Origin of the sequence: Bacteroides sp. An322 (assembly GCF_002161765.1) — a bacterium.
In the GTDB taxonomy this organism is placed as follows: domain Bacteria; phylum Bacteroidota; class Bacteroidia; order Bacteroidales; family Bacteroidaceae; genus Phocaeicola; species Phocaeicola merdavium.
Genome location: NZ_NFIN01000025.1, coordinates 1 through 22,106 on the forward strand (window position 1 = coordinate 1; position 22,106 = coordinate 22,106).

Consider the following 22,106-nt stretch of genomic DNA (forward strand, 5'->3'; position numbering starts at 1 on the left):
ACCATCGATTATGAATTCCTTGCTGAAACCGCAGAAGCTATGGTACAGATTGCATTCATCCAAATCATGCTTAACAGATTTATCGAATGAAATCAAAACAGCTTCTTAATCTGCGTAAATCTGCGCTAATCTGCGTTTAAATACTTCTTTGTGAAAATCACATCAACGCCGGGACCAGCCATTTCGTGAGCAGGTATCCTCCGCCTACCAGCCATACGTACAAAAGTCCGGCAAGGAGGAACGGTTTGGCTCCGGCTTGTTTGAACTTCTCGATGTTCGTATCGGTGCCCAATGCCGTCATAGCCATGGTCAGCATGAATGTATCGATGTATTCGATGGCACCGTTGAGCGGGATTTCCTTCACGCTCTCTACACCTAACAGGTATTGGAGGAACGAGTTGAGGCAGATGATGCCGATGAATCCGAAGGCAAACCAGGGAATGGTGATTTTGCTCTTGCCCGAAGCGTTTCCGGCTTCCGCTGATTTGCGTTTGGCAAGCGCGAAGCTCATAATGACCAATACCGGGGCGAGCATCATCACGCGGATCATTTTCGTAATAGTAGCCGTTCCGGCTATGCCCAAGGCATCGGTAGGGTCCATGGCATTCCCCGCTCCGGCTACGTGAGCCACTTCGTGAAGCGTGCTTCCGGTATAGATAGCCGTGCCGATATTGCCTAATGAATCCAATAATCCCGCACGGTACATAATCGGGTAGAGGAACATCGATATTGTGCCGAAGATAACCACCGTAGATACGGCAATGGCGGTCTTATGCCCTTCGCATTTCACTACAGGCTCGGCTCCCAATACCGCCGCGGCACCGCATATCGCGCTTCCGGTAGCGGTCATGAGCGAAGTGTCTTTATCCATTTTCAAGGCACGTCCTAACCATACGCCCAGCCCGATGGTTCCGCATACGATAATGGTATCGATGATGATAGCTGGAAGCCCTACCGCCGCCACTTGCGTAAGGGTGAGGCGGAAACCGTAAAGCACGATGCCCGCACGAAGGATTTGCTTGGTGCAGAACTTGATGCCCGGCACCCATGTTTCGGGCAAGCGGTTGCGTAAACTATTGGCATAGAGCATGCCTAAGATGATTCCCACGATGAGCGGGCTGAACGAGAGACTCCGTACAAAGGGGATTTCGGCGATATAGAAAGCCGCGAATGAGAAGAGGGCGATAAGCAAGATACCGTGAAGGGTATTTCCTCTGGTTCCTTTTTCAAACATAATACGTATTGTTTTTAAATTAGGCTGCAAAGGTAGGGCTTTTTTGCGTATTCTTTAGCGGGGAAAGGCAAAAAGAGGAGGAAATAGTGGGAAGAATTTGCGAAAAGGTGTACGTTTTTTTTATGGAACACAGAGACACGGAGACACAGAGAAAACAAATATAGAGAAGACAAAGCTCACAGAGCCAGTCTTTTTCTCCGTGGACTTTGTCCTCTCTAATTTAAAATAAAAACTCAGTGCCTCTGTGTCTCTGTGTTCTATCAAATCAAAAATTGCTATAATCACGCATGCCGCAAGCGGAAGAAGCGTGCCTCCGCTTGCAACATCCATGCATAAAGAGTCATACCTCACAGATTCATCATCCGTTCAGAAGAGGAGCAGTTCAAGTCCGTTTCCCTTTCCTTTTCTATTTGCGATAATTATATGTAATCCTATTGAAAACAAGTAAAAATGTAAAGAGAATCTTCGTATTAGGAAAGGTTTCCGGTTTACACTTCGGCTTTATCCGAAAGTTTTCAAATATACGAAAAAGTTAAATACTTTACAAATTCTATGACGTGTTTTTTGCAAGGAAATTGTATATTTGCTCCCGTTTTCAAAAAGTTTAAAGAATGAAGAGACAAATCATAATGGCACTGACATTGCTGGCGGTGCTTTCCCTTCGTGCGCAAGGAGAGATGAAAGCCGATTTCCGTTCGCCTTTCGATTTCCCGCTTCTGTTGAGCGCGAACTTCGGGGAATTGCGCCCCAATCATTTTCATAACGGATTGGACATCAAGACCGGAGGCGTAACGGGCAAACCGATTCATAGTGTGGCGGAAGGCTATGTGTCGCGCGTCATGGTGCTGCACGGAGGATATGGGCAAGCCTTGTTCGTGACCCATCCCAACGGGTTTACTTCGGTGTACGGGCATGTGGTTTCGTTCGCTCCGAAGATTCAAGAATATGTCCGCAAGCATCAATACGAACACGAGACCTTCGTATGCGATATCCGTATCGAGCCGGGAGTGCTTCCCGTAGAAAAAGGTGAAATAATCGCCTTGAGCGGAAACGAAGGCGCATCGGCGGGTCCGCACCTGCATTTGGAATTGCGCCGGAATGATAACGGGGATTATGTCGACCCGATGCCTTACTTTCGGCGATACCTGAAAGATGACAAGGCACCCGTAGCGAGCCTGATAGGGATTTATCCCGTAAAAGGCAAAGGCGTGATAGAAGGAAGCCAGCGGCGCAAGTTGGTTGGAGCCGGAAACCTGAAGCAACGCTTTACGGCATGGGGTGAAATCTATACGGGCATTGCCGCTAAGGATTATATGAGCGGGACTTCTAATTTCTATGGCGTGCATTCGGTGACGCTTTATGTCGATTCGGCTCAGGTTTTCCGGAGTCTGACCGATGAGGTCTCGGCAAACGAGAACCGGATGATAAACGGCTTTATCGATTACGGGGAATACGCGAAGACCCGCCGGCTGGTGATGCGCTCGTATAAGGCACCGGGCAATAGCTTGCGCTTGTTGGAAACGGATGACGCAAGGGGCATCGTTACGATAGACGAGGAGCGCGATTATCATTTCCGTTATGTATTAGAGGATAATTTCGGGAACAAGCGTACATACCGCTTCACGGTGTCCGGAAAGCGGCAGGACATTCCTCCTTACAAACCTCAGGCGAAGCGGATGTTGCGTTGGAATCAGACCAATGTGGTGCAAGAACCGGGCTTGAACTTAGTGGTGCCGAAAGGAATGGTGTATGAAGATACAGAGTTAGATACCCGTGTGGTGAGCGATAGCGGGCGGGTATCGTTCGATTATGTGCTCGATGCAGGACCTACGCCTCTGCACGGCTTTTGCCCCTTAGAGATAGGGGTGCGCCGGTTGCCCGTGGCGGATACCTCGAAATATTACATCGAGCAACGCGTGGGCAAGTGGAAGGCATCGGTAGGAGGCGAATATGCCGACGGATGGGTAAGGGCGAAAGTCCGCACGCTCGGCACGTTCTCGGTGCAGATAGATACCGTCGCTCCCCGCATCACTCCGTTGGGGCAAGGCTCTTGGCGGACCAACCGGAATATCCGCTTCCGCGTAAGCGATACGCAGACCGGCATCGCCTCGTATAAGGTGTATGTGGATGGAGAGTTCGTCTTGTTCGGATTGAAGAAGGGCATCTTGGTTATTCAAGACCCGCAACGGATAAAGAAAGGAGTCCCTCATCCTCATCGGCTGGAAGTAATCGTAAGAGACGGATGCGGGAACGAGGCGCGTGAGGAGTATGAATTCAATTAAAAATTAAAAGTTAAAAATTAAAAGTTGTCCGTGCGGCATCCTAATTCTAATTCTCAACTTTTAATTTTCTCTGTGTCTTCGTGCCTCTGTGTTCGATTTTAATTAATAATATAATTATAACAAATGAGAAAAAAGATTGGATTAATCGCCATGCTATTGGCGATATGTGTGATGAACGGTTGGGCTTGCACCAACCTGATTGTCGGCAAGAAAGCCTCTGCCGACGGGTCGGTAATCGTCTCTTATTCGGCGGATTCGTATGGCATGTTCGGATTCTTGTGCCATTATCCGGCGATGACGCACGAAGCGGGAGCCATGCGCCCCATTTACGAATGGGACACCGGCAAGTACTTAGGTCAGATTAAGGAAGCGAAGCAGACCTATAATGTCATCGGGAACATGAACGAGTTTCAGGTGACGATAGGCGAGACCACTTTCGGCGGACGCCCCGAACTGGTGGACACAACGGGCATCATGGATTATGGAAGCCTGATTTACGTGGCTCTCCAACGCTCGCGCACCGCAAAGGAAGCCATTAAGGTAATGACCGACTTGGTAAAGGAGTACGGGTATTACAGCAGCGGAGAATCATTCTCTATCGCCGACCCGAACGAGGTTTGGATTATGGAGATGATAGGAAAAGGACCCGGTGTGAAGGGTGCCGTATGGGTTGCGGTGCGCATTCCCGATGATTGCATCGCGGCACATGCCAACCAAAGCCGTATCCATAAGTTCGACCTGAACGATAAGGACAATTGCCTCTACTCGCCCGATGTGATTTCCTTCGCCCGCGAGAAGGGATATTTCGACGGGATGAACAAGGACTTCAGCTTTGCCGATGCCTATTGCCCGCTGGATTTCAGCGGACTTCGTGCGTGCGAAGCCCGTGTGTGGAGTTTCTATAATATGTTCAGCAAAACCACTGGTCAGGCATACCTTCCCTATATCCAGGGGCAAAGCAAAGAGCCGATGCCGCTTTACGTGAAGCCCGACCGCAAGGTGTCTGTCCGTGATATCCAGCACGCCATGCGCGACCATTACGAAGGCACTCCCCTCGACATTACGAACGATTTGGGTGCCGGAGCGTTCCGGATGCCTTACCGCTTGTCTCCGCTGACTTTCGAAGTGGACGGGCAAGAATATTTCAACGAGCGTCCTATCTCGACCCAGCAAAGTGCCTTTACGTTTGTATCCCAGATGCGTTCCACGATGCCCGACGCCATTGGCGGTGTCTTGTGGTTCGGCTTGGACGATGCGAACATGACGGTTTTCACTCCCGTGTATTGCAATACCGATAAGGTGCCGGCTTCGTATGCCGAAGGAGAGGGCGATTGCGTGACGTTCTCATGGAACTCGGCGTTCTGGATTTATAATTGGGTGGCGGATATGATTCGTCCGCGCTATAGCCTGATGATAGAGGATATGCGCACCGTTCAGAACTCATTGGAAGACATGTACGCCGATGTGCAAGCCGGAATAGAAAGCACCGCTATGAAGCTCTATGCCGACAATCCGCAAAAGGCAAAGGACTTCCTGACCAATTACACGGGTATGAGCGCCCAGTCGGCGGTAGACGCATGGAAGAAGTTAGGCGAGTTCCTCATCGTGCGTTATAATGATGGTGTAGTGAAGCGTGTAAAGAACGGCAAGCTCGTGCGTCCCGAAACCGGCAATTCCGCACCCCTCGACCGTCCCGGCTATCCCCAAGAGTTCCTGAAAGAACTGGTGAAATCCACCGGAGAGCGGTATAAGGTGATTGACTTGAAATAATCGGAAACTGATTTGTCATTCGGAGTGCCTGTTTATGTTGACAAAGTCTTTTCACGAAGCAGGCTTCATCAGCCTTCGAAGCCGTATGCATCGGGCGATGCAGCCTGCTTCGATGGGCGATGAAGCTATATGCATTTTTGTCAGTAGTTGTATGCCAATATGGCGGTTGGCGTTATAAGTATCTTCCGGTCATGTAATCACAATATTTTTCATTTCCTTCGTAAAAATCGTTGGCGAGTTTGGCTATTACTTCCTGGTAAGTGATGTGGCGGAAGTCGATGAAATCTTTCTCGGCGATTTTGGCGAATTCTTCTATTTCGTTCCGGTGTGCGGCTCCGTCTCTTCCCAGTGTGTCATACCAAAGATAGACAAGAAAAAAGCGGCGTTGCACGGTATATTTCATCGTTTGGGTCACGACCCGTATCGGTTCTTCATAGGCTTTTCTCAATACGATAATGTCTTTTATCAACCGGGCTACATCCAAGTGGCGGAACCAGTAATTGTGTGGCGAGATTTCTTTTGCCAGTTCGCGCAGGTTGGGTAGTTTTTTCCAAAAAGATTCATGCTCGATGTATTTGCTTTCCAGCCCTTTATAGATGTCCCTGTAGGGCTCGGTGAATTGGGTTTCGATAGCGAAATCGAATCCGGCATTGATAAGCACGTCTATCGTGACCGGGTGAGGAAAAATGGCTTTGTGTGCATCGAATTCGAACTTTTGCTTCAATTTGACCGGATAAAGAAGCGGGGTATCTACGGAGATTGCTTCCGGAAGTTTGCTTCCTAAGTTCTTTATCTGTTTAGCCGAATTGTTTCTTGAAGGCAAGCGGAGGGCATTCAATAAAGGGTGAACGTCTTTTCCTTGCCAATATTGGAAGAGGTTGAGGCAGGCGGCAGAAGTCGAACAGAGTTGTTTCATTTCTTTTTTATCGATTTTCCCGAAAAGTTTGGCATTCTTTTCCGATAAAGGTTCGAAAAGATTTAGATTGAATTCGGCAAGATAATCCGTTTCGTATTCGTTTCCTGCAAATTCAGATGTCAATGCGATTCCATTCCGTTTAGCCCAATTCCGTTGCTTTGATTTGATAAATGCGATTCCGTTCATGATTCCGTTTTTAGTTTATAATTGCTAATACGAAATTCAAATTTTACGGAATGGGGAAATGAAACACTTTTTTGCATATTGCGTGAGGCTGATAATGTCTTATTGCTTTCATTAGTAATGATTTGTGTGGTAATGTTTTAAATCTTTGAGAATTTTCCGTTAACATTATTTATGTTATTCGAGTGGGATAATCTCCTTGAATCTCCCTGATTCTTGGTTCGGAGTATTTTATAAATCTTTCTTGTAGGAGCGGAAAAATCATTGGTTTGTAATGTGGAAACGGAAGATATTCGTTACCTTTGCACGCTGAAAATTAAAACCGTTATGCAAACCAGTAGCAGACCGATTATTGAAATAAAGAACGTATCCAAATATTTCGGCGAGAAGACCGCGCTCGACCACGTCAACTTGTATGTCCGCAAGGGCGAGTTTCTTACCATTTTGGGGCCTTCGGGATGTGGAAAGACCACGTTGCTCCGTCTGTTGGCGGGATTCCAGACGGCTTCGGAAGGCGAGATTTACATTGGTGGAAACGAGGTGACACAGACTCCTCCTTACTGTCGTCCGATTAATACCGTGTTTCAGAAATATGCCTTGTTCCCTCACCTGAACGTGTATGACAACATCGCTTTCGGATTGAAACTGAAGAAAATGCCTCGTGCCGACATGGAACGGAAAGTGAAGGCAGCATTGCGCATGGTGGGGATGACCGATTATGAATACCGTGATGTGGATTCGCTTTCGGGAGGCCAGCAGCAACGGGTGGCTATTGCCCGTGCTATCGTAAACGAGCCTGAAGTGTTGCTTCTCGATGAACCGCTTGCCGCGCTCGACCTGAAGATGCGTAAGGATATGCAAATGGAACTGAAGGAGATGCACCGCCGTTTGGGCATCACTTTCGTCTATGTCACCCATGATCAGGAAGAGGCATTGACCTTGAGCGATACCATTGTGGTGATGAGCGAGGGGCGCATCCAGCAAATCGGCACGCCTACCGATATTTATAATGAACCGGTCAACTCGTTTGTGGCAGACTTTATCGGCGAGAGCAATATCCTGAACGGTACGATGGTCTGCGACCGCTTGGTGCGTTTTTGCGGCCACGAGTTCGAATGTGTGGATGAGGGTTTCGGCGAAGAAGCTCCCGTCGATGTGGTGATTCGTCCCGAAGACTTGTATATCTTCCCGGTGTCTGATAAAGCCCAGTTGAAGGGCGTGGTTCAATCGTGCATCTTCAAGGGCGTACATTATGAAATGGCGGTGGCGGTAGACGATTACGAGTTCATCGTGCAAGATTATCACGCTTTCGAGGCGGGCATGGAAGTAGGTTTGCTGGTCAAGCCCGATGACATCCACATCATGAAGAAAGAACGTCTGTGCAATACTTTCGAGGCGAAGATTGCAGACGAGACCCATGTAGAGTTTTTGGGATGTACGTTCGAATGCCTTCCTTCGGCTATCCCCGCTTCGTTGCAGAGCGGGCAGGAAGTCAAGGTAGAGGTGGATTTCGATAAAGTCGTTCTTCAGGATAACGAAGAAGACGGTATGCTTACGGGCGAAGTGAAATTCATTCTCTATAAAGGAAACCACTATCACCTGACGGTACTTTCCGACTGGGACGAGAATGTGTATGTCGATACCAACGATGTATGGGATGACGGCGACCGTGTGGGAATCACCATTCCTCCCGAAGCCATTCGTGTTTGTATGTAAATAAGAAGCAAATGACAAAATTTATCCGGTTTATATCTTCGCGGAAAAGCTGGGCGTTGCCTTACCTCCTCTTTTCCATTCTGTTTGTGATTGTCCCCTTGGTGCTCATTGTCGTATATGCCTTTACCGACGATGCGGGACACTTGACGTTGGAGAACTTCAGTAAGTTCTTCGAGCATCCCGAAGCGGTCAATACGTTTGTCTATTCCATTGGGATAGCGATGATTACCACCATCGGGTGCATTCTTTTGGGCTATCCTGCCGCTTGGATATTGAGCAATTGCAAGAAGTTAGGATATGCCCGCACGCTCATCATGTTGTTTATTCTCCCCATGTGGGTCAACATCCTTGTGCGTACGCTTGCCACGGTGGCTTTATTCGATTTTTGCCGCTTGCCTTTGGGCGAGGGTGCGTTGATATTCGGCATGATTTACAATTTCATCCCCTTTATGATTTACCCCATTTACAATACGCTTCAGAAAATGGACCGGAGTTATATCGAGGCGGCGCAAGACTTGGGAGCCAGTTCGTTCCAAGTGTTCTGGAAGGTGGTGTTCCCGCTTTCGATGCCCGGTGTGGTGAGCGGTGTCATGATGGTGTTCATGCCTACCATTTCCACTTTTGCTATCGCCGAATTGCTTACCATGAACAACATCAAGCTCTTCGGTACCACCATTCAGGAAAACATCAACAACAGTTTGTGGAATTACGGGGCGGCACTTTCCCTCATTATGCTGTTCCTCATAGCCGCCACTTCGCTCTTCAGTGCCGAAGATAAGGGCGAGACGGAGAAAGGAGGAGGTGTGACATGGTAAGGCGGATTGTCGAGCAGGTCTATGTATGGGTGCTTCTCATCCTCTTATACGCTCCGATAGCGATTATCGTGATTTATTCGTTCACCGAGGCGAAAGTCTTGGGCAACTGGAGTGGTTTTTCGCTGAAACTGTACGAATCGTTGTTCCATACCGGTGCGCACCATTCGTTGATGAACGCATTTGTCAATACCATTTTGATAGCCCTGATAGCCGCTACGGTTTCTACTCTTTTGGGAAGCCTTGCCGCTATCGGCATCTTTAACATGCGTGTGCGGAGCCGCAAGGCAATGGGCTTCATCAATACCATTCCCATTCTGAACGGTGACATCATTACGGGTATCTCCTTGTTTCTTTTGTTCGTCTCGTTGGGCATTACGCAAGGATTCACTACGGTGGTATTGGCGCATATCACGTTCTGCACGCCCTACGTGGTGCTGAGCGTATTGCCTCGCCTCAAGCAGATGAATCCCAACCTTTACGAGGCGGCACTCGACTTGGGAGCAACTCCGATGCAGGCGTTGCGCAAGGTCATCCTTCCCGAAATACGTCCGGGCATGGTGAGCGGTTTCCTTTTGGCATTGACTATTTCGATAGACGACTTTGCCGTGACGGTGTTCACTATCGGCAATCAGGGATTGGAGACGCTCTCCACCTACATCTATGCCGATGCCCGCAAGGGAGGATTGACGCCCGAACTCCGTCCGCTTTCCGCTCTGATTTTTGTCGTGATACTGGTTTTGCTGATTATCATTAACCGTCGGGCAGGGAGATTGAGAGTGAAGAATTAAGAATGTGTACAATAGTTGATATGATAAAAAAACGCAGATTTCCGCGGATTAACGCAGATTGAGCAGAAGATTAAAATGATAATCTGCGGGAATCTGCGTTAATCTGCGTTTCCCAAATTAATATACGGCAATGAAAAAAATACTTATCGCTTGGATAATGGCGTGTATGGCGTTGGCTGGGTGCTACAACGCCAGCGAGTCGCGCGAGAATGTGCTGAAAGTCTATAACTGGGCGGACTACATCGGCGAAGGCGTGCTCGATGACTTCTGCACCTACTATAAAGAGCAGACGGGAGAAGACATCCGCATCGTGTATCAGACGTTCGACATCAACGAAATCATGCTCACCAAAATCGAGAAGGGGCACGAAGACTTCGACGTAGTCTGTCCTTCGGAATACATCATCGAGCGGATGTTCCGCCGCGGATTGCTTTTGCCTATCGACACGGTGTTCGCCCGTTCGCCCAACTATATGAAAGGAGTGGCGCCTTACATCCGTGCCCAACTCGACCGCTTGGGTACGGCGGAGCGTCCCGTAAGCCGTTATGCCGTATGTTACATGTGGGGCACGGCGGGCTTGCTTTACAACACGGCTTATGTCAGTGCCGAGGAAATGTCTACGTGGGGATGCCTTTGGGACAAGCGGTATGCCGGAAAGATTCTGATGAAGGATTCCTATCGCGACGCTTACGGCACGGCGTTGCTTTATGCCCACCGCAAGGAGTTGGCAGAGGGGAAAGCCACCGTTCCCGGACTGATGAACGACTATTCGCCTGCGGCAATGGACACGGTGGAGAAATACCTGAAGCTCCTGAAACCCAACGTGGCGGGCTGGGAAGCCGATTTCGGTAAGGAGATGATGACGAAAGGCAAGGCGTGGATTAACATGACGTGGAGCGGCGATGCCCAATGGGCGATAGAAGAAGCCCGCACCGTAGGCGTGGAATTGGCATACCGGGTGCCGAGCGAGGGAAGCAACATCTGGTACGACGGCTGGGTCATTCCCAAGTATGCCAAGAACCGGAAGGCGGCAAGCTATTTCATCAATTTCCTGTGCCGTCCCGACATTGCCTTGCGCAACATGGAAGCTACCGGTTATGTATGTTCCATCGCTTCGCCCGAAATCATGGAGGCAAGCATCGACTCCACTTTGCCGGAAGGCGTAGACGCCAGCTATTTCTTCGGCCCCGAAGCAACGGATGTCAAGCTCCGCCCCACCCAGTATCCCGACCGCTCCGTAGTAGAGCGTTGCTCCATGATACGCGATTTCGGCGACAAGACGGTAGACGTGCTCGAAATATGGAGCCGCGTCAAGGGCGACAACCTGAATAGCGGCATCGTCATCCTGATACTGATAGTCATAGCCCTCCTCAGCGCATGGCAAGTCCGCCGCCGCTGGCTCCGCTGGAAGCGGAAACGCACCTCGCGCCGCAGAAGGCGGAGATAGTTTTTCACCACAGATTACACAGATTGAAATAATTATTGTAGGGGCGGGGTTTGCCCGCCCGAATGCACTCACAGATATATCGGTTGATACAGCCGCACGGGTGTTTTCGGGCAGGCAGACCCTGCCCCTACAATCTTTTTTATGCCCTCCCCGCAAAAGAATCCGAAGTCTCATTGGTTTGCCTTAGCGCAGATAAGCAAGTGTTCGCAGTGTTAAAAGACTTGATGGCATAACGACCTGTCAAAAAAAAGCTACCTTTGAGGACGTTCAACATCAAAATGAATCACGATGAAAAATCTTAAGCTTTTAGGGCTGCTCTTCTGCCTCTGCCTCCTCAGCTGCGGAGGCAAGGCGCAAGAGGCGGAAAAAAAGAAGACGGTCGAAGTGCCGCAGCCGGGCGCATATGGTTTCCCAAAGGAAATGGACGTAAAATGCGAAGTCGTACTGAAAGTAATCTTTAACTATTCGCTTGATAACGTGACTTGGACACGAAGTTCTGTGTATCCATGGGCACATGGGCGAGAGGTATATGCACTATACCATTACGAAGACGGGCAATGGAAAGACATCACCGAGGAGACGATTGCTCCCGAGTTGCTGGAAACATTCCGCAATACCCTTATGGGGGAGTCCCCGCTTTTCGCCGGAGTGGATTACACGACGGAAATCCCGCTCTACAATTATTCCGCCTCTTCGGTAAAAAAGGGATTGTATAAAATCCTTTTCGGCATCAACTACAAGCCCTGCTATGTTATCTTCGAACTCTAAACCGAATCCGCAGCAGCTCCGTTTCCGGCTCCTGCGGATTTGTTTTTGCCCGAAAATCCGACCGCAAAACAAAAAATCCGCTTCCTGAAGCCGATTTTCTCTGCCGAAATGTTGGCGAATCCGCCGATTATGCTAACTTTGCGGAAGTGCAGGCTGCGAAAACGTCCTCCCATCGGGAGCAGCAAATTGCAAGCTGCGAAACCGTCCTCCCGTTGGGAGCGGCAAATTGCAGGCTGCGAAACCGTCCTCCCGTCGGGAGCGGCAAATTGCAGGCTGCGAAACCGTCCTCCCGCTGGGAGCAGCAAATTGCAAGCTGCGAAACCGTCCTCCCGCTGGGAGCGGCAAATTGCAGGCTGCGAAAATCTCCTCCCATCAGGAGCGGCAAATTGCAGCAATCAACCGTAGGGGCGTATCGCATACGCCCGAATACATACGCAATGACAAGTGGGCGCATTCAGGGCGTATGCGATACGCCCCTACATCGATTTTTACTCAATAACCATTAAAAAACGGATAAACCATGAAAGAAATTCTCTACAACTTCTCGAAAGCGAGAGCACGCAACGCACAGCACGTGCAGTTTGCCACCGATGTATTGGCAGCCGTGCCCGAAGAAACGGCAACCGCGCAGGGATTCGCCCCGCAGCGCACCGTGTTCGCCTCGGCTACAGGCGACGAACAGGATTGTTTCCAGCCCGACCGCGGTTATTTGGGCACCGAAGAAATCGAGGCTTCCGACAACAAGCGTGACAACATTTTTTATTTTTACAAACATCTCATCGAGGCGTATGCCAACTATTGTCCTGACGAGGTGAAAAAGAATGCGGGGCGGACGCTGCTTTTCGCCATACAGGAAGCGGGCGATGTCGCCAAGAGTGATTATGCCAGCGAGACTGCTATCCTTTCCGACCTTTCGGCGAAGCTGAAGCAGGAACCTTACGCTGCAGCCTTGGCTGAAATCGGCTTGTCGGACGCTCCTACGGTCATTGCCGAGGCGAACGATGCTTTTAATGCCGTTTATCTGAAGCGCAGCGCCGAGGAGCGCGACCGCAAGCTGGGTGCCACGATGAAGACCCTCCGCCCCGTGACCGACGATGCGTTCAATGAATTGGCAAAGGCGATAAACGCCCTCTATGCAGCCAACGAACTGGTGACGAAAGACGCCGAAAAGTCCACTGCTTTGGAAAAAGTGATAGACGATGTGAATGCTATCGTGGTCCGTTTCCGCAAGACTATCAGCACCGCTTCTTCGGCATCGGAGGAGGAAGAGCCGGCGGAGTGAAACCAAAAAGTGAAACTCCTATCACGAATAGGGAAGTCCCTACCGACGTTTGGGGAGATTCTGTTGCAGGAGGATTTTTATCCTCCTATTTTTGTGTCAAGAAACTTAAACCGTTATGATTATGAAAGCGAAAAGATTTTTCATGGGAATGATGCTTGCCCTTTGTCTGGCGGCTCCAGCTGTGGCTTCCGGTTTGGGCGACATCCGGGTGAATGCCCGTTTCCTGACCGACCGCATGGCGTTCGAACTGAACTTGACACAGACCCAATACAATGATTTGTATGAGGTGAACTATGATTTTTTCAGCGGCATCGACCCGTATGTGTCGGCTATGGCACGGCAGGAGGCGTATGCGCTGGATGCTTATTACCGCTATCTGGACGAGCGGAACGACGATTTGCGCTGGGTGCTTTCCAGTGCCGAGTATGTGCGCTTCATGGCGTTGGAGTATTTTTTCCGTCCGGTTTATATCTTGAACCGCGTGTGCAGCCTGCGTATTTATCAGGTCTATCCCAACCGGACGTTCTTCTATTTCGGGCGTCCGGCGCATTACCTTACGTATTGCGGAGGGCATAGCCGGCGTCATTTAGGGGGGCGGAGCTTCTACCGGGCGCGTCATCCGAAGGTATACCGTCATCCGGTTTATGCGGGGAATTTCCATAGCCGTCCCGATTTCCGGAAGCATGATTTCGCGCCGGGGCGTCCGCCTCAAAAGGGTCCGGGTTATCATTTTACGCCTGCACGTCCTTTGCGTCCCGAAGCGGGACCTGCTCATAAGCCCGGCAAGCGTCCGGCGGTAAAGCCTTCACGTCCCGATAAGAAGCCGGCGATGCGTCCTTCGCGTCCGAACAGGCCTGACAAGAAGCCGGCGGTGAAGCCTTCTCGTCCCGACAGGAAGCCGCAAGCCCGTCCGCGTCCGAACCGGAATGTTTCGAAAGAAAGAGAAGGCGGACATTTGCGTAGAACCTGAAGATGATGTATCTTTGGCGTGGATGTTTTTATGGCTGTGTGCTATTATACAATAAGCAAAATTATGAACCGTAAACTGAAACGACTTGGGATTTGGATAGCCTTGCTCGCGATACTTTCGGGGGCAGGGCTTTTTTTGTCGCGCGGCGTCTTGTTGCGTCATGTCGCCGATAAGCGGATAGCGGCTTGGTCTGCCCGTTACGATATCGGGATAACTTATGCTTCTTTGCGGATGCCTTCGCTTTCTGCCGTAAGGGTGGAGGGGCTGAGTGTGGTTCCTGCCCGTCGGGACACCTTGCTCCGGCTGGCTTCGGCGGAGGTGAAGATTGATTTCTTTTCTTTGTTGCGGGGCGATATTTCGATACGGGAAGTCGATACGGAGGGGCTGGAATGTACGTTTATGAAACAGGGGACGGTGTCGAATTATGATTTCTTGTTCCGTTCTTCCGAAAAGAAACGTGCCGCTTCGGATGCCGGGGCTTCGCTCGGTTATGCCGACCGGATAGACCGTGCGTTGGGCTTGTTGTTCCGCTTGCTTCCCGAAGATGCCGTGATGCGCCGTACGGTGTTGGTAGGCGAGCGCGATTCGCTCCGCACCCGTTTCTATATGCCGGAGTTTGTGTTGGATAACCGGGTGTATGTTTCCGACATTGAAGTGACGGAGGGGGATATGCGGGGCAAATGGCACGTGGAAGGCGCATTGGATTGCGGGATGCGGTCGGTGAAAGGGAGTTTGGCTTCCGCCGAGCGAGGCAAGTGTGTGGTGATGCCTTACGTCCGTCCGCATTATGGGGCGGCGGTGGCGTTCGATTCCGTTGCTTTCAGCTTGGCGCAAATGAAGCCCGAAGGTGGATGCCAGCTTTTGAAAGGGCATGCCGAAGTGAGCGGGCTGGAGGTGCATCATGCGGCTTTATCGCCCGATACGATTGACTTGAACCGAGGGAAAATCGACTATGCGCTTCGTGCGGGAGAACGTTTCATTGAGTTGGATAGTGCCAGTACGGTGTGTTTCAACCGCCTTTCGTTTCATCCTTTCGTGCGGGCGGAGAAGGAGGGGCGTTGGCATTTCACGGCTTCCATACATCGTCCGCCTTTTCCGGCGCAAGACCTGTTCGCCTCGCTTCCCGCTGGTTTGTTCCGGCATCTGCAAGGGATTCAAGTGAGCGGAGAGTTGAGTTATGACCTTCGGGCGGATATTGATTTCAACCGGTTGGATAGCCTGGAGTTTTCATCGGATTTACGCGGGCACGGTTTCCGTATCACCCGCATGGGAACAACCGACCTTGCCCGGATGAGCGGGGAATTCGAATATACGGCATACGAGCACGACCAGCCCGTGCGCACTTTCTCTATCGGACCTTCCAATCCCGGTTTCCGTCCGCTTTCGCGCATTTCGCCTTTGCTTCAAATGGCAATCCTGCAATCGGAAGACGGGAGTTTCTTCTATCACGACGGGTTCTATCCGGGTGCTATCGGGGAGGCTTTGGCATACGATTTACAAAAGGGACGCTTTGCGCGAGGGGGAAGCTCTATCACGATGCAATTGGTAAAGAACGTGTTTTTGAACCGGCACAAGAATATCGCCCGCAAGCTGGAAGAGGCACTCATCGTATGGCTCATCGAGTCGCAACGCCTCACTTCGAAAGAGCGCATGTATGAGGTTTATCTGAATATCATCGAATGGGGACCGATGGTCTATGGTGCGGCGGAAGCGAGCCGTTTCTATTTCGAGAAAGAACCGGCGGACCTGAGCGTGAGCGAAGCTATTTTCTTGGCATCGATTATTCCTAAGCCCAAGCATTTCCGTTCGGTATTCAATCCCGATGCCACGTTGCGCGAGAACCAGTTGGAGTATTATCGCGTTATAGCCCGCCGGCTTGCCGCAAAAGGCTTGATGACGGAAGAAGAGGCGGAAACATTCCGTCCCGATGTGCAGGTGAAGGGAGAGGCAAGGAGGCTTTTAAAAATTGAAAATTGAGAATTGAAAAATATCCATGCGGCATGTAATTCTCAATTCTCAATTTTCAATTTTTCATTTATTCTTGTACATGTTTTCGTAATAGTTCTGGTATTCTCCGCTTGTCACGTTTTTCACCCAGTCTTGGTTATCGAGATACCAGCGTACGGTTTTCACGATGCCGTCTTCAAACTTGGTTTCGGGAAGCCAGCCTAAGTCGCGTGAAATCTTCGACGGGTCGATAGCATAGCGTTGGTCGTGTCCGAGGCGGTCTTTGACAAATGTGATGAGCGACTCGTTTATCCAGTCGATGCGTATCTGTCCGCTCTCGTCCAGTTCTTTCTTTTTCAACATCTTCCGGTATTCGGGTTCTGTTTCCATTATCTGACGTATCGTGTCGATAATCAGCCGGACTATCTCGATGTTCTGCTTTTCGTTGTGTCCGCCTACGTTGTAGACTTCGCCATTCTTTCCATTACGTACTACCAAATCAATAGCTTTGCAATGGTCTTCCACGTAAAGCCAATCGCGCACGTTTGTGCCTTTTCCATACACCGGAAGGCGTTTGCCTTCGAGGATGTTCTTGATTACTAACGGAATCAGCTTTTCGGGGAATTGGTATGGGCCGTAGTTGTTCGAGCATCGGGTAATGGTTACCGGCATTTTATAGGTGTCGCGGTAGGCAAGTACAATGAAATCGGCACTTGCTTTTGATGAACTGTACGGGCTATGCGGGCAGAGCGGGGTTTCTTCGGTAAAATACCCTTCTTCGCCTAACGAACCGTATACTTCATCAGTTGATACCTGATGGAAGCGTACATCGCGTCTCCAAGTCGGGTATCCTTGTTCATCCTTGCCCGTTACCCATGCACGGCGGGCAGCGTCCAGCAGGTTTTGTGTCCCCAAGATATTGGTTTGTAAGAACAGTTGCGGGTCTTCGATGCTTCGGTCTACATGGCTTTCGGCGGCAAAATTGATGATGCAGTCGAATTTGTATTCGGAAAATAGCTGGTCGGCAAGATTGCGGTCGCATATATTCCCCTTGGTGAAGAAGCAACGTTCGTCATCGATGTCTTTGGCAATGGTGGCAAGATTGCCCGCGTATGTCAAGGCATCCAGTACGACAATCCGTATGTCTTCGTGTTTAGCAAGTATGTATTTAATATAATTGGCACCGATAAATCCGGCAGCTCCTGTAACTAAATAAGTTTTCATAATGTCACTTTATTTTCGCGGTGCAAATTTCGCAAACTTTTTTTAATCAACCAAGCATTATCCGTTTAATTCTATTACTTCCAGGTCAGAAAAACTTCCTTCGTGGATGCAAAACCGCACCAATGTACGCGCTTGGTGGAAGCCGTATTTCCCTGCGGCTCCCGGATTGATGTGGAGTAGATTTAGCTTTGGGTCGAACTTAACTTTCAGAATATGAGAGTGTCCGCTGATGAAGAGTTTGGGAGGATGAGCATACAGAGTGGCTCGTACCGAAGCGTCATATCTGCCCGGATAGCCTCCGATGTGTTTCATCAGGACATCGGTTCCGTCTATCGTAAAACGGTTGATTTCCGGATAAATCAGTCGGATATCGTGCCCATCGATGTTTCCATATACGGCACGTAGGGGACGGAACGCTTCCAGGCGTTCAATAATTTCCATAGAGCCGATGTCTCCCGCATGCCATATTTCGTCACACGGCTCGAAATATTTTAGGTAACGTTCGTCCCAATAGCCGTGTGTGTCCGATAGAAGTCCGATTTTAGTCATATTTGCATTCCTGCTTCTGGATTAGGGAAGTTGCAGCTTTTGTTTTACAAAGGATTTAATAAATTCCACTGTTTGGTCAATGCCCAATACCGACGAATCAATGCATAAATGATAGGTCGCGGCGGCTCCCCATGTATTGTAACTATAATAATTATAATAGGAGGAACGTTTCTTGTCGGCTTTTTCCATAATTTCTTCGGCTTTCTCTTCGCTGATGTTCAGGCGTTTGGTCAAGCGTTCGATGCGGGCTTGAGGAGATGCCGATACAAATACATTGGCGCATCGCGGATGGTCGCGCAATACATAGTCGGCACATCTTCCTACGAAGAGGCACGATTGTTTTTCGGCAAGATGCCGGATAACATCACTCTGTATTTTGAATAAGGAGTCATTGCTCAGATAAGAGTTGTAAGGATAGGCACCTTCGGTTATGAAGGGGAAGCGTGTCCCGAACAAGCCTCCTAATAGTCCTTGGGATGCTTTTTCATCGGCTTTTTCGAAAAATTCCTTGCAGAGTCCGCTTTCTTTCGAAGCGAGGTTAATCAGTTCTTTATCATAAAAAGCGATGCCGAGGTCTTTTGCCAGCTTTTCGCCGATTTCTTTCCCGCCGCTTCCTAATTGTCTGCCCAGGTTAATTACATAATAATCGTTCATAGCGTTTGTTTTTGGTTAATTTCTTATGTAAGAGCAAATGTAAATAAAAAAATGGAAACTCGGAAGCGTTTGGTGTGATTTTGTGTGTCTAATTCGAACGCAGAGGCGCAAAAGCGCAGAGAAAATATCGTTAGAGGAGGCAAGAGTGCACGGAGTTCTTTAAATTAAAATACCGTACGGCATCATATCTTTAATTTCTCTGCGCTCTTTGCTTCCTCCAAATAAAAACTTTGCGATTTTGCGTCTCTGCGTTTGAATCAGAATCAACTTACCGCTTGCAGCTTGAATTTCTTAAACTGGTTATAAAGCATGAAAGCGGCGATTACGCTGGCTGCAAGGTCGGAGATAGGCATACTGAACCAAATGCCGTCTACGCCCCAAAAGAGCGGCAGGATGAGCAAGAGCGGGATGAGTATCACCACTTGGCGGCTCAGCGAAAGGATGATGGCTTTCTTCGCCATGCCGATGCTTTGGAAGAAGTTCGACGTGACCATTTGGAAGCCGATGATAGGGAAGAACATCATCACGATACGCAGACCTCGTGCCGAAAGGTCTATCAAAGTCTGGTCGGTGGTAAAGGCTTTTGCCACCAGTTCGGGTATCAGTTCGCCCACTAAGAATCCGGTGGTGGTCACGATTGTGGCGGCTATGACGGTGATTTTCATCACTTGGTTTACGCGCTGGTATTGGCGTGCGCCGTAGTTATATCCCGCAATGGGTTGCATGCCTTGGTTCAGCCCCATTACAATCATCACGAAGAGGAAGCTGATGCGGTTCACAATGCCGAACGCTCCGATGGCAAGGTCTCCGTCGTATAGTTTCAATCCTTTATTAATAAGGATGACAATCATGCAGGCGGCTATGTTCATGAAGAACGGTGCCAGCCCGATGCCGATGATGTTCTGCACCAAGTGGCTCCGCAAGCGGTAGATGCCTTTCTTCAGGCGGAGCAATTCGTTCTTGCGGCAGAAGAGCTTGATTTGCCACGTCAGGGCGATGATTTGTGCCAATACGGTTGCCATTGCCACTCCCTGAATGCCCCAATGGAACACGAAGATGAATATCGGGGCAAGGATGGTGTTGATTATGACGGTCATAATCGTGGCGAACATCGACTTTTGCGGATAGCCGGCGGCACGGAGCACCGAGTTTAAGCCTAAGTACATGTGGGTCACTACGTTGCCTAACAAGATGACTATCATGTAATCGCGTGCGTAGGGGAGGGTCGCTTCACTCGCTCCGAAGAAATACAGAATCGGGTCGAGGAATAAAAGGGTAAGAATCGTGAATCCGATACCGATAAGGACATTCAAGGACACGACGTTCCCCAAGATAAGCTGGGCGGTAGCATAATCTTTTTGACCTAACTTCACCGATACCAATGTCGAGGCACCCACACCCACTAACGAGCCGAATGCGGCGGCAAGGTTCATCAAGGGGAAGGTGATGGCAAGTCCTGAGATAGCCATTGCGCCTACACCGTGCCCGATGAAGATGCTGTCAATCATGTTGTAAAGTGAAGAAGCCGTCATAGCAATGATGGCAGGGACGGCATATTGCGTCAATAGTTTGCCGATAGGCTGCTCGCCCAGTTCGGTTGCTGTTCCTTTTTGTGACATAAAACTCTTTTTACCTTTTTGATTTTCGGGTGCAAAGGTAAGCAAAATAATTGTATCTTTGCACGGAGTTGCTTTAATTTATGGTGTACATTGTGACCGATTACTTTGGAGAAACGCGGATTTTCGCAGATTAGCGCAGATAGAATTAATAATTAAATTATAATCCGCGGAAATCCGCGTTAATCTGCGTTCTAAAAACAGATAATAACATTATTAATATTAATTCATGGAACAGAATCCTTTATCATTATACGAACTGAATGCCTTAGTACGCCAAAGCGTGCGCTTGTCCATGCCTGACGCCTATTGGGTGCAAGCGGAATTGAGCGATGTGCGCACCAATTATTCGGGACATTGCTATGTGGAGTTTGTGCAGAAAGACCCGAGAAGTAACGCTTTGCTTGCCAAGGCGCGGGGCATCATCTGGAGCAATGTGTTCTGCAACCTGAAGCCTTATTTCGAGCGTGAGACCGGACAGGCGTTTGTGGCTGGGCTGAAAGTGCTGGTAAAGGTAACGGTCGATTTCCACGAACTATACGGCTATTCGCTTACGGTATCCGATATTGACCCTACTTATACGTTGGGCGACATGGCGAGGCGGAGGAAGGAAATTCTCCGGCGTTTGGAAGAAGAAGGCGTGCTTACATTAAATAAGGAGTTGGAACTGCCCGAACTTGCCCAGCGCATTGCCGTAATCTCTTCGCCCACGGCGGCTGGCTATGGAGACTTTTGCGACCAGTTGGAGCGTAATGCTTTTGGCTTTGCGTTCTATACCAAATTGTTTCCGGCAATCATGCAAGGCGAGCAGGTAGAGGCTTCCATTATCCGTGCCTTAGACCGGATAAATGCCGAACACGGACGTTGGGACGTGGTGGTGATTATCCGGGGAGGAGGAGCTGCTTCCGACTTGTCGGGCTTCGATACGTATGAACTGGCTACCAATTGTGCCCAGTTCCCTTTGCCTATCCTTACAGGAATCGGTCACGAGCGGGATGATACGGTCATAGACGCGGTGGCTCATACGCGTGTAAAGACGCCTACCGCCGCCGCCGAGTTCTTAATCAATCATTTGCGCAAGACCGCCGAACGGTTGGAAGGGTACGCTTCGTTCTTCGCTCAAGAAGTGCCCGACTGGCTTAACAGGCAAAAGGAGCGGTTGGAACGGTGGGTGGCACGCATTCCGGCACGGGTGCAAATGCGCATCCAAAACGAAGGCTTCCGTCAAGAACGGCTGATGAAGCGCATCCACTTAGCATGGCAGACCCGCCTGATGCGCGAGACTTACTGCCTGCAACTTGAAAGCCGGATAAGCATTGCCCTGCAGTCCCGTCTGACGCGGGAAAGCCAGCATTTGCGCCTGTTGGAGCAACAAGTCAAGTCGGCATCTCCCGACCTTTTGTTGGCGCGCGGATACAGCATCACACTGAAAGACGGGAAAGCCGTGACCGATGCCTCTGCCCTCCGTCCGGGCGATGAAGTGGTGACCCGTGTGGCGAAAGGGACATTTAAAAGCAAAGTGAGTAAATGAAAATCAAACGCAGAGACGCAAAGGCGCAAAGAAAATATTTTAGAGAAGGCAAAAGGACACGGAGCCACTCTCTTGCGCTCTTTGTTCTCTCAATAAATAAAAACTCTGCGCTTCTGCGTCTCTGCGTTTAAAAATAAAAAATATGGCAACAAAGAAAGAAACCTACACCGAAGCGATGAAGCGCCTGGAGGCGATTGTGTCGCAAATTGAGAGCAACGAACTGGACATCGACGAGCTGGCGAACCGCCTGAAGGAAGCGCAACGCCTGATAAAGTATTGCCGCGAAAAGCTCTACAAGGCCGACGTGGAGATTAAAAAAATGCTCGAAGAAGGGCAGGATGACGAAAAAAATGCCGAATGAATTGGATATTGTAAATATAAACCGTACTTTTGCTTTCGTTCTACCACAGATTA

At 49.7% G+C, this 22,106-nt stretch carries 18 protein-coding genes; 12 read left to right on the forward strand and 6 right to left on the reverse strand.

Annotated features, from left to right (window positions below):
• Positions 1-157 precede the first annotated feature (157 nt).
• Positions 158-1,234: a YeiH family protein gene (locus B5F91_RS12040; protein WP_087429323.1), complete on the reverse strand. Its 1,077-nt coding sequence runs from the start codon at positions 1,232-1,234 to the stop codon at positions 158-160.
• Positions 1,235-1,845: 611 nt separating this feature from the next.
• On the opposite strand from B5F91_RS12040, the gene B5F91_RS12045 reads away from it, so the two are divergent.
• Positions 1,846-3,516, forward strand: a complete 1,671-nt coding sequence (locus B5F91_RS12045) for a M23 family metallopeptidase (RefSeq protein ID WP_087429324.1) — start codon at positions 1,846-1,848, stop codon at positions 3,514-3,516.
• Positions 3,517-3,639: 123 nt separating this feature from the next.
• Positions 3,640-5,286 carry a C69 family dipeptidase gene (locus B5F91_RS12050; protein ID WP_087429325.1) on the forward strand — a complete coding sequence of 549 codons (1,647 nt, stop codon included), beginning with the start codon at positions 3,640-3,642 and terminating at the stop codon, positions 5,284-5,286.
• A gap of 172 nt (positions 5,287-5,458) precedes the next feature.
• Here the strand turns inward: B5F91_RS12050 and B5F91_RS12055 are convergent, their stop codons facing one another.
• Entirely contained in the window at positions 5,459-6,388 is a 930-nt protein-coding gene (locus B5F91_RS12055) for a hypothetical protein (RefSeq protein ID WP_087429326.1), read from the reverse strand.
• 324 nt (positions 6,389-6,712) lie between these two features.
• Here B5F91_RS12055 and potA point away from each other — a divergent pair, with 324 nt between their 5' ends.
• The 8 genes from potA (at position 6,713) to B5F91_RS12100 (ending at position 16,148) form a co-directional block, all read left to right on the forward strand.
• Positions 6,713-8,101, forward strand: a complete 1,389-nt coding sequence (gene potA / locus B5F91_RS12060) for a polyamine ABC transporter ATP-binding protein (protein ID WP_087429356.1) — start codon at positions 6,713-6,715, stop codon at positions 8,099-8,101.
• Positions 8,102-8,112: 11 nt separating this feature from the next.
• Positions 8,113-8,916, forward strand: a complete 804-nt coding sequence (locus tag B5F91_RS12065) for an ABC transporter permease (RefSeq protein ID WP_087429327.1) — start codon at positions 8,113-8,115, stop codon at positions 8,914-8,916.
• On the forward strand, positions 8,910-9,704 hold the full coding sequence (locus B5F91_RS12070; RefSeq protein ID WP_087429328.1) for an ABC transporter permease: 795 nt from the start codon (positions 8,910-8,912) through the stop codon (positions 9,702-9,704). The genes B5F91_RS12065 and B5F91_RS12070 overlap by 7 nt, the downstream gene beginning before the upstream one ends.
• A 130-nt stretch (positions 9,705-9,834) precedes the next feature.
• Positions 9,835-11,151 (forward strand): ABC transporter substrate-binding protein, encoded by a 1,317-nt coding sequence (locus B5F91_RS12075; protein ID WP_087429329.1) that lies wholly within the window; start codon positions 9,835-9,837, stop codon positions 11,149-11,151.
• A gap of 288 nt (positions 11,152-11,439) precedes the next feature.
• Complete coding sequence (locus B5F91_RS12080) at positions 11,440-11,919, forward strand: hypothetical protein (RefSeq protein WP_087429330.1); 480 nt, start codon at positions 11,440-11,442, stop codon at positions 11,917-11,919.
• A 520-nt stretch (positions 11,920-12,439) separates the two neighbouring features.
• On the forward strand, positions 12,440-13,201 hold the full coding sequence (locus B5F91_RS12090; protein WP_087429332.1) for a DUF6261 family protein: 762 nt from the start codon (positions 12,440-12,442) through the stop codon (positions 13,199-13,201).
• 121 nt (positions 13,202-13,322) lie between these two features.
• A complete protein-coding gene (locus B5F91_RS12095; RefSeq protein ID WP_087429357.1) occupies positions 13,323-14,171 on the forward strand; it encodes a hypothetical protein in 849 nt (282 codons plus the stop codon).
• Between the two features lie 63 nt (positions 14,172-14,234).
• The gene (locus B5F91_RS12100; protein ID WP_087429358.1) at positions 14,235-16,148 is read left to right on the forward strand and encodes a biosynthetic peptidoglycan transglycosylase; all 1,914 of its coding nucleotides are present in this window, start codon (positions 14,235-14,237) and stop codon (positions 16,146-16,148) included.
• A 54-nt stretch (positions 16,149-16,202) separates the two neighbouring features.
• Here B5F91_RS12100 and rfbB read toward each other — a convergent pair whose 3' ends face one another.
• The 4 genes from rfbB to B5F91_RS12120 form a co-directional block, all read right to left on the reverse strand.
• Positions 16,203-17,342 (reverse strand): dTDP-glucose 4,6-dehydratase, encoded by a 1,140-nt coding sequence (gene rfbB / locus B5F91_RS12105; protein WP_087429333.1) that lies wholly within the window; start codon positions 17,340-17,342, stop codon positions 16,203-16,205.
• Between the two features lie 57 nt (positions 17,343-17,399).
• Positions 17,400-17,891, reverse strand: a complete 492-nt coding sequence (locus B5F91_RS12110; RefSeq protein ID WP_087429334.1) for a metallophosphoesterase family protein — start codon at positions 17,889-17,891, stop codon at positions 17,400-17,402.
• 21 nt (positions 17,892-17,912) lie between these two features.
• Positions 17,913-18,545, reverse strand: coding sequence for a cytidylate kinase-like family protein (locus B5F91_RS12115; protein ID WP_087429335.1), 633 nt, complete (start codon positions 18,543-18,545; stop codon positions 17,913-17,915).
• A gap of 263 nt (positions 18,546-18,808) precedes the next feature.
• Positions 18,809-20,164: an MATE family efflux transporter gene (locus B5F91_RS12120; protein WP_087429336.1), complete on the reverse strand. Its 1,356-nt coding sequence runs from the start codon at positions 20,162-20,164 to the stop codon at positions 18,809-18,811.
• 226 nt (positions 20,165-20,390) lie between these two features.
• Between B5F91_RS12120 and xseA the strand changes: the two genes are divergently transcribed.
• Entirely contained in the window at positions 20,391-21,692 is a 1,302-nt protein-coding gene (gene xseA, locus B5F91_RS12125; protein ID WP_087429337.1) for an exodeoxyribonuclease VII large subunit, read from the forward strand.
• Positions 21,693-21,834: 142 nt separating this feature from the next.
• On the forward strand, positions 21,835-22,053 hold the full coding sequence (gene xseB / locus B5F91_RS12130; protein ID WP_087429338.1) for an exodeoxyribonuclease VII small subunit: 219 nt from the start codon (positions 21,835-21,837) through the stop codon (positions 22,051-22,053).
• Positions 22,054-22,106: the final 53 nt, after the last annotated feature.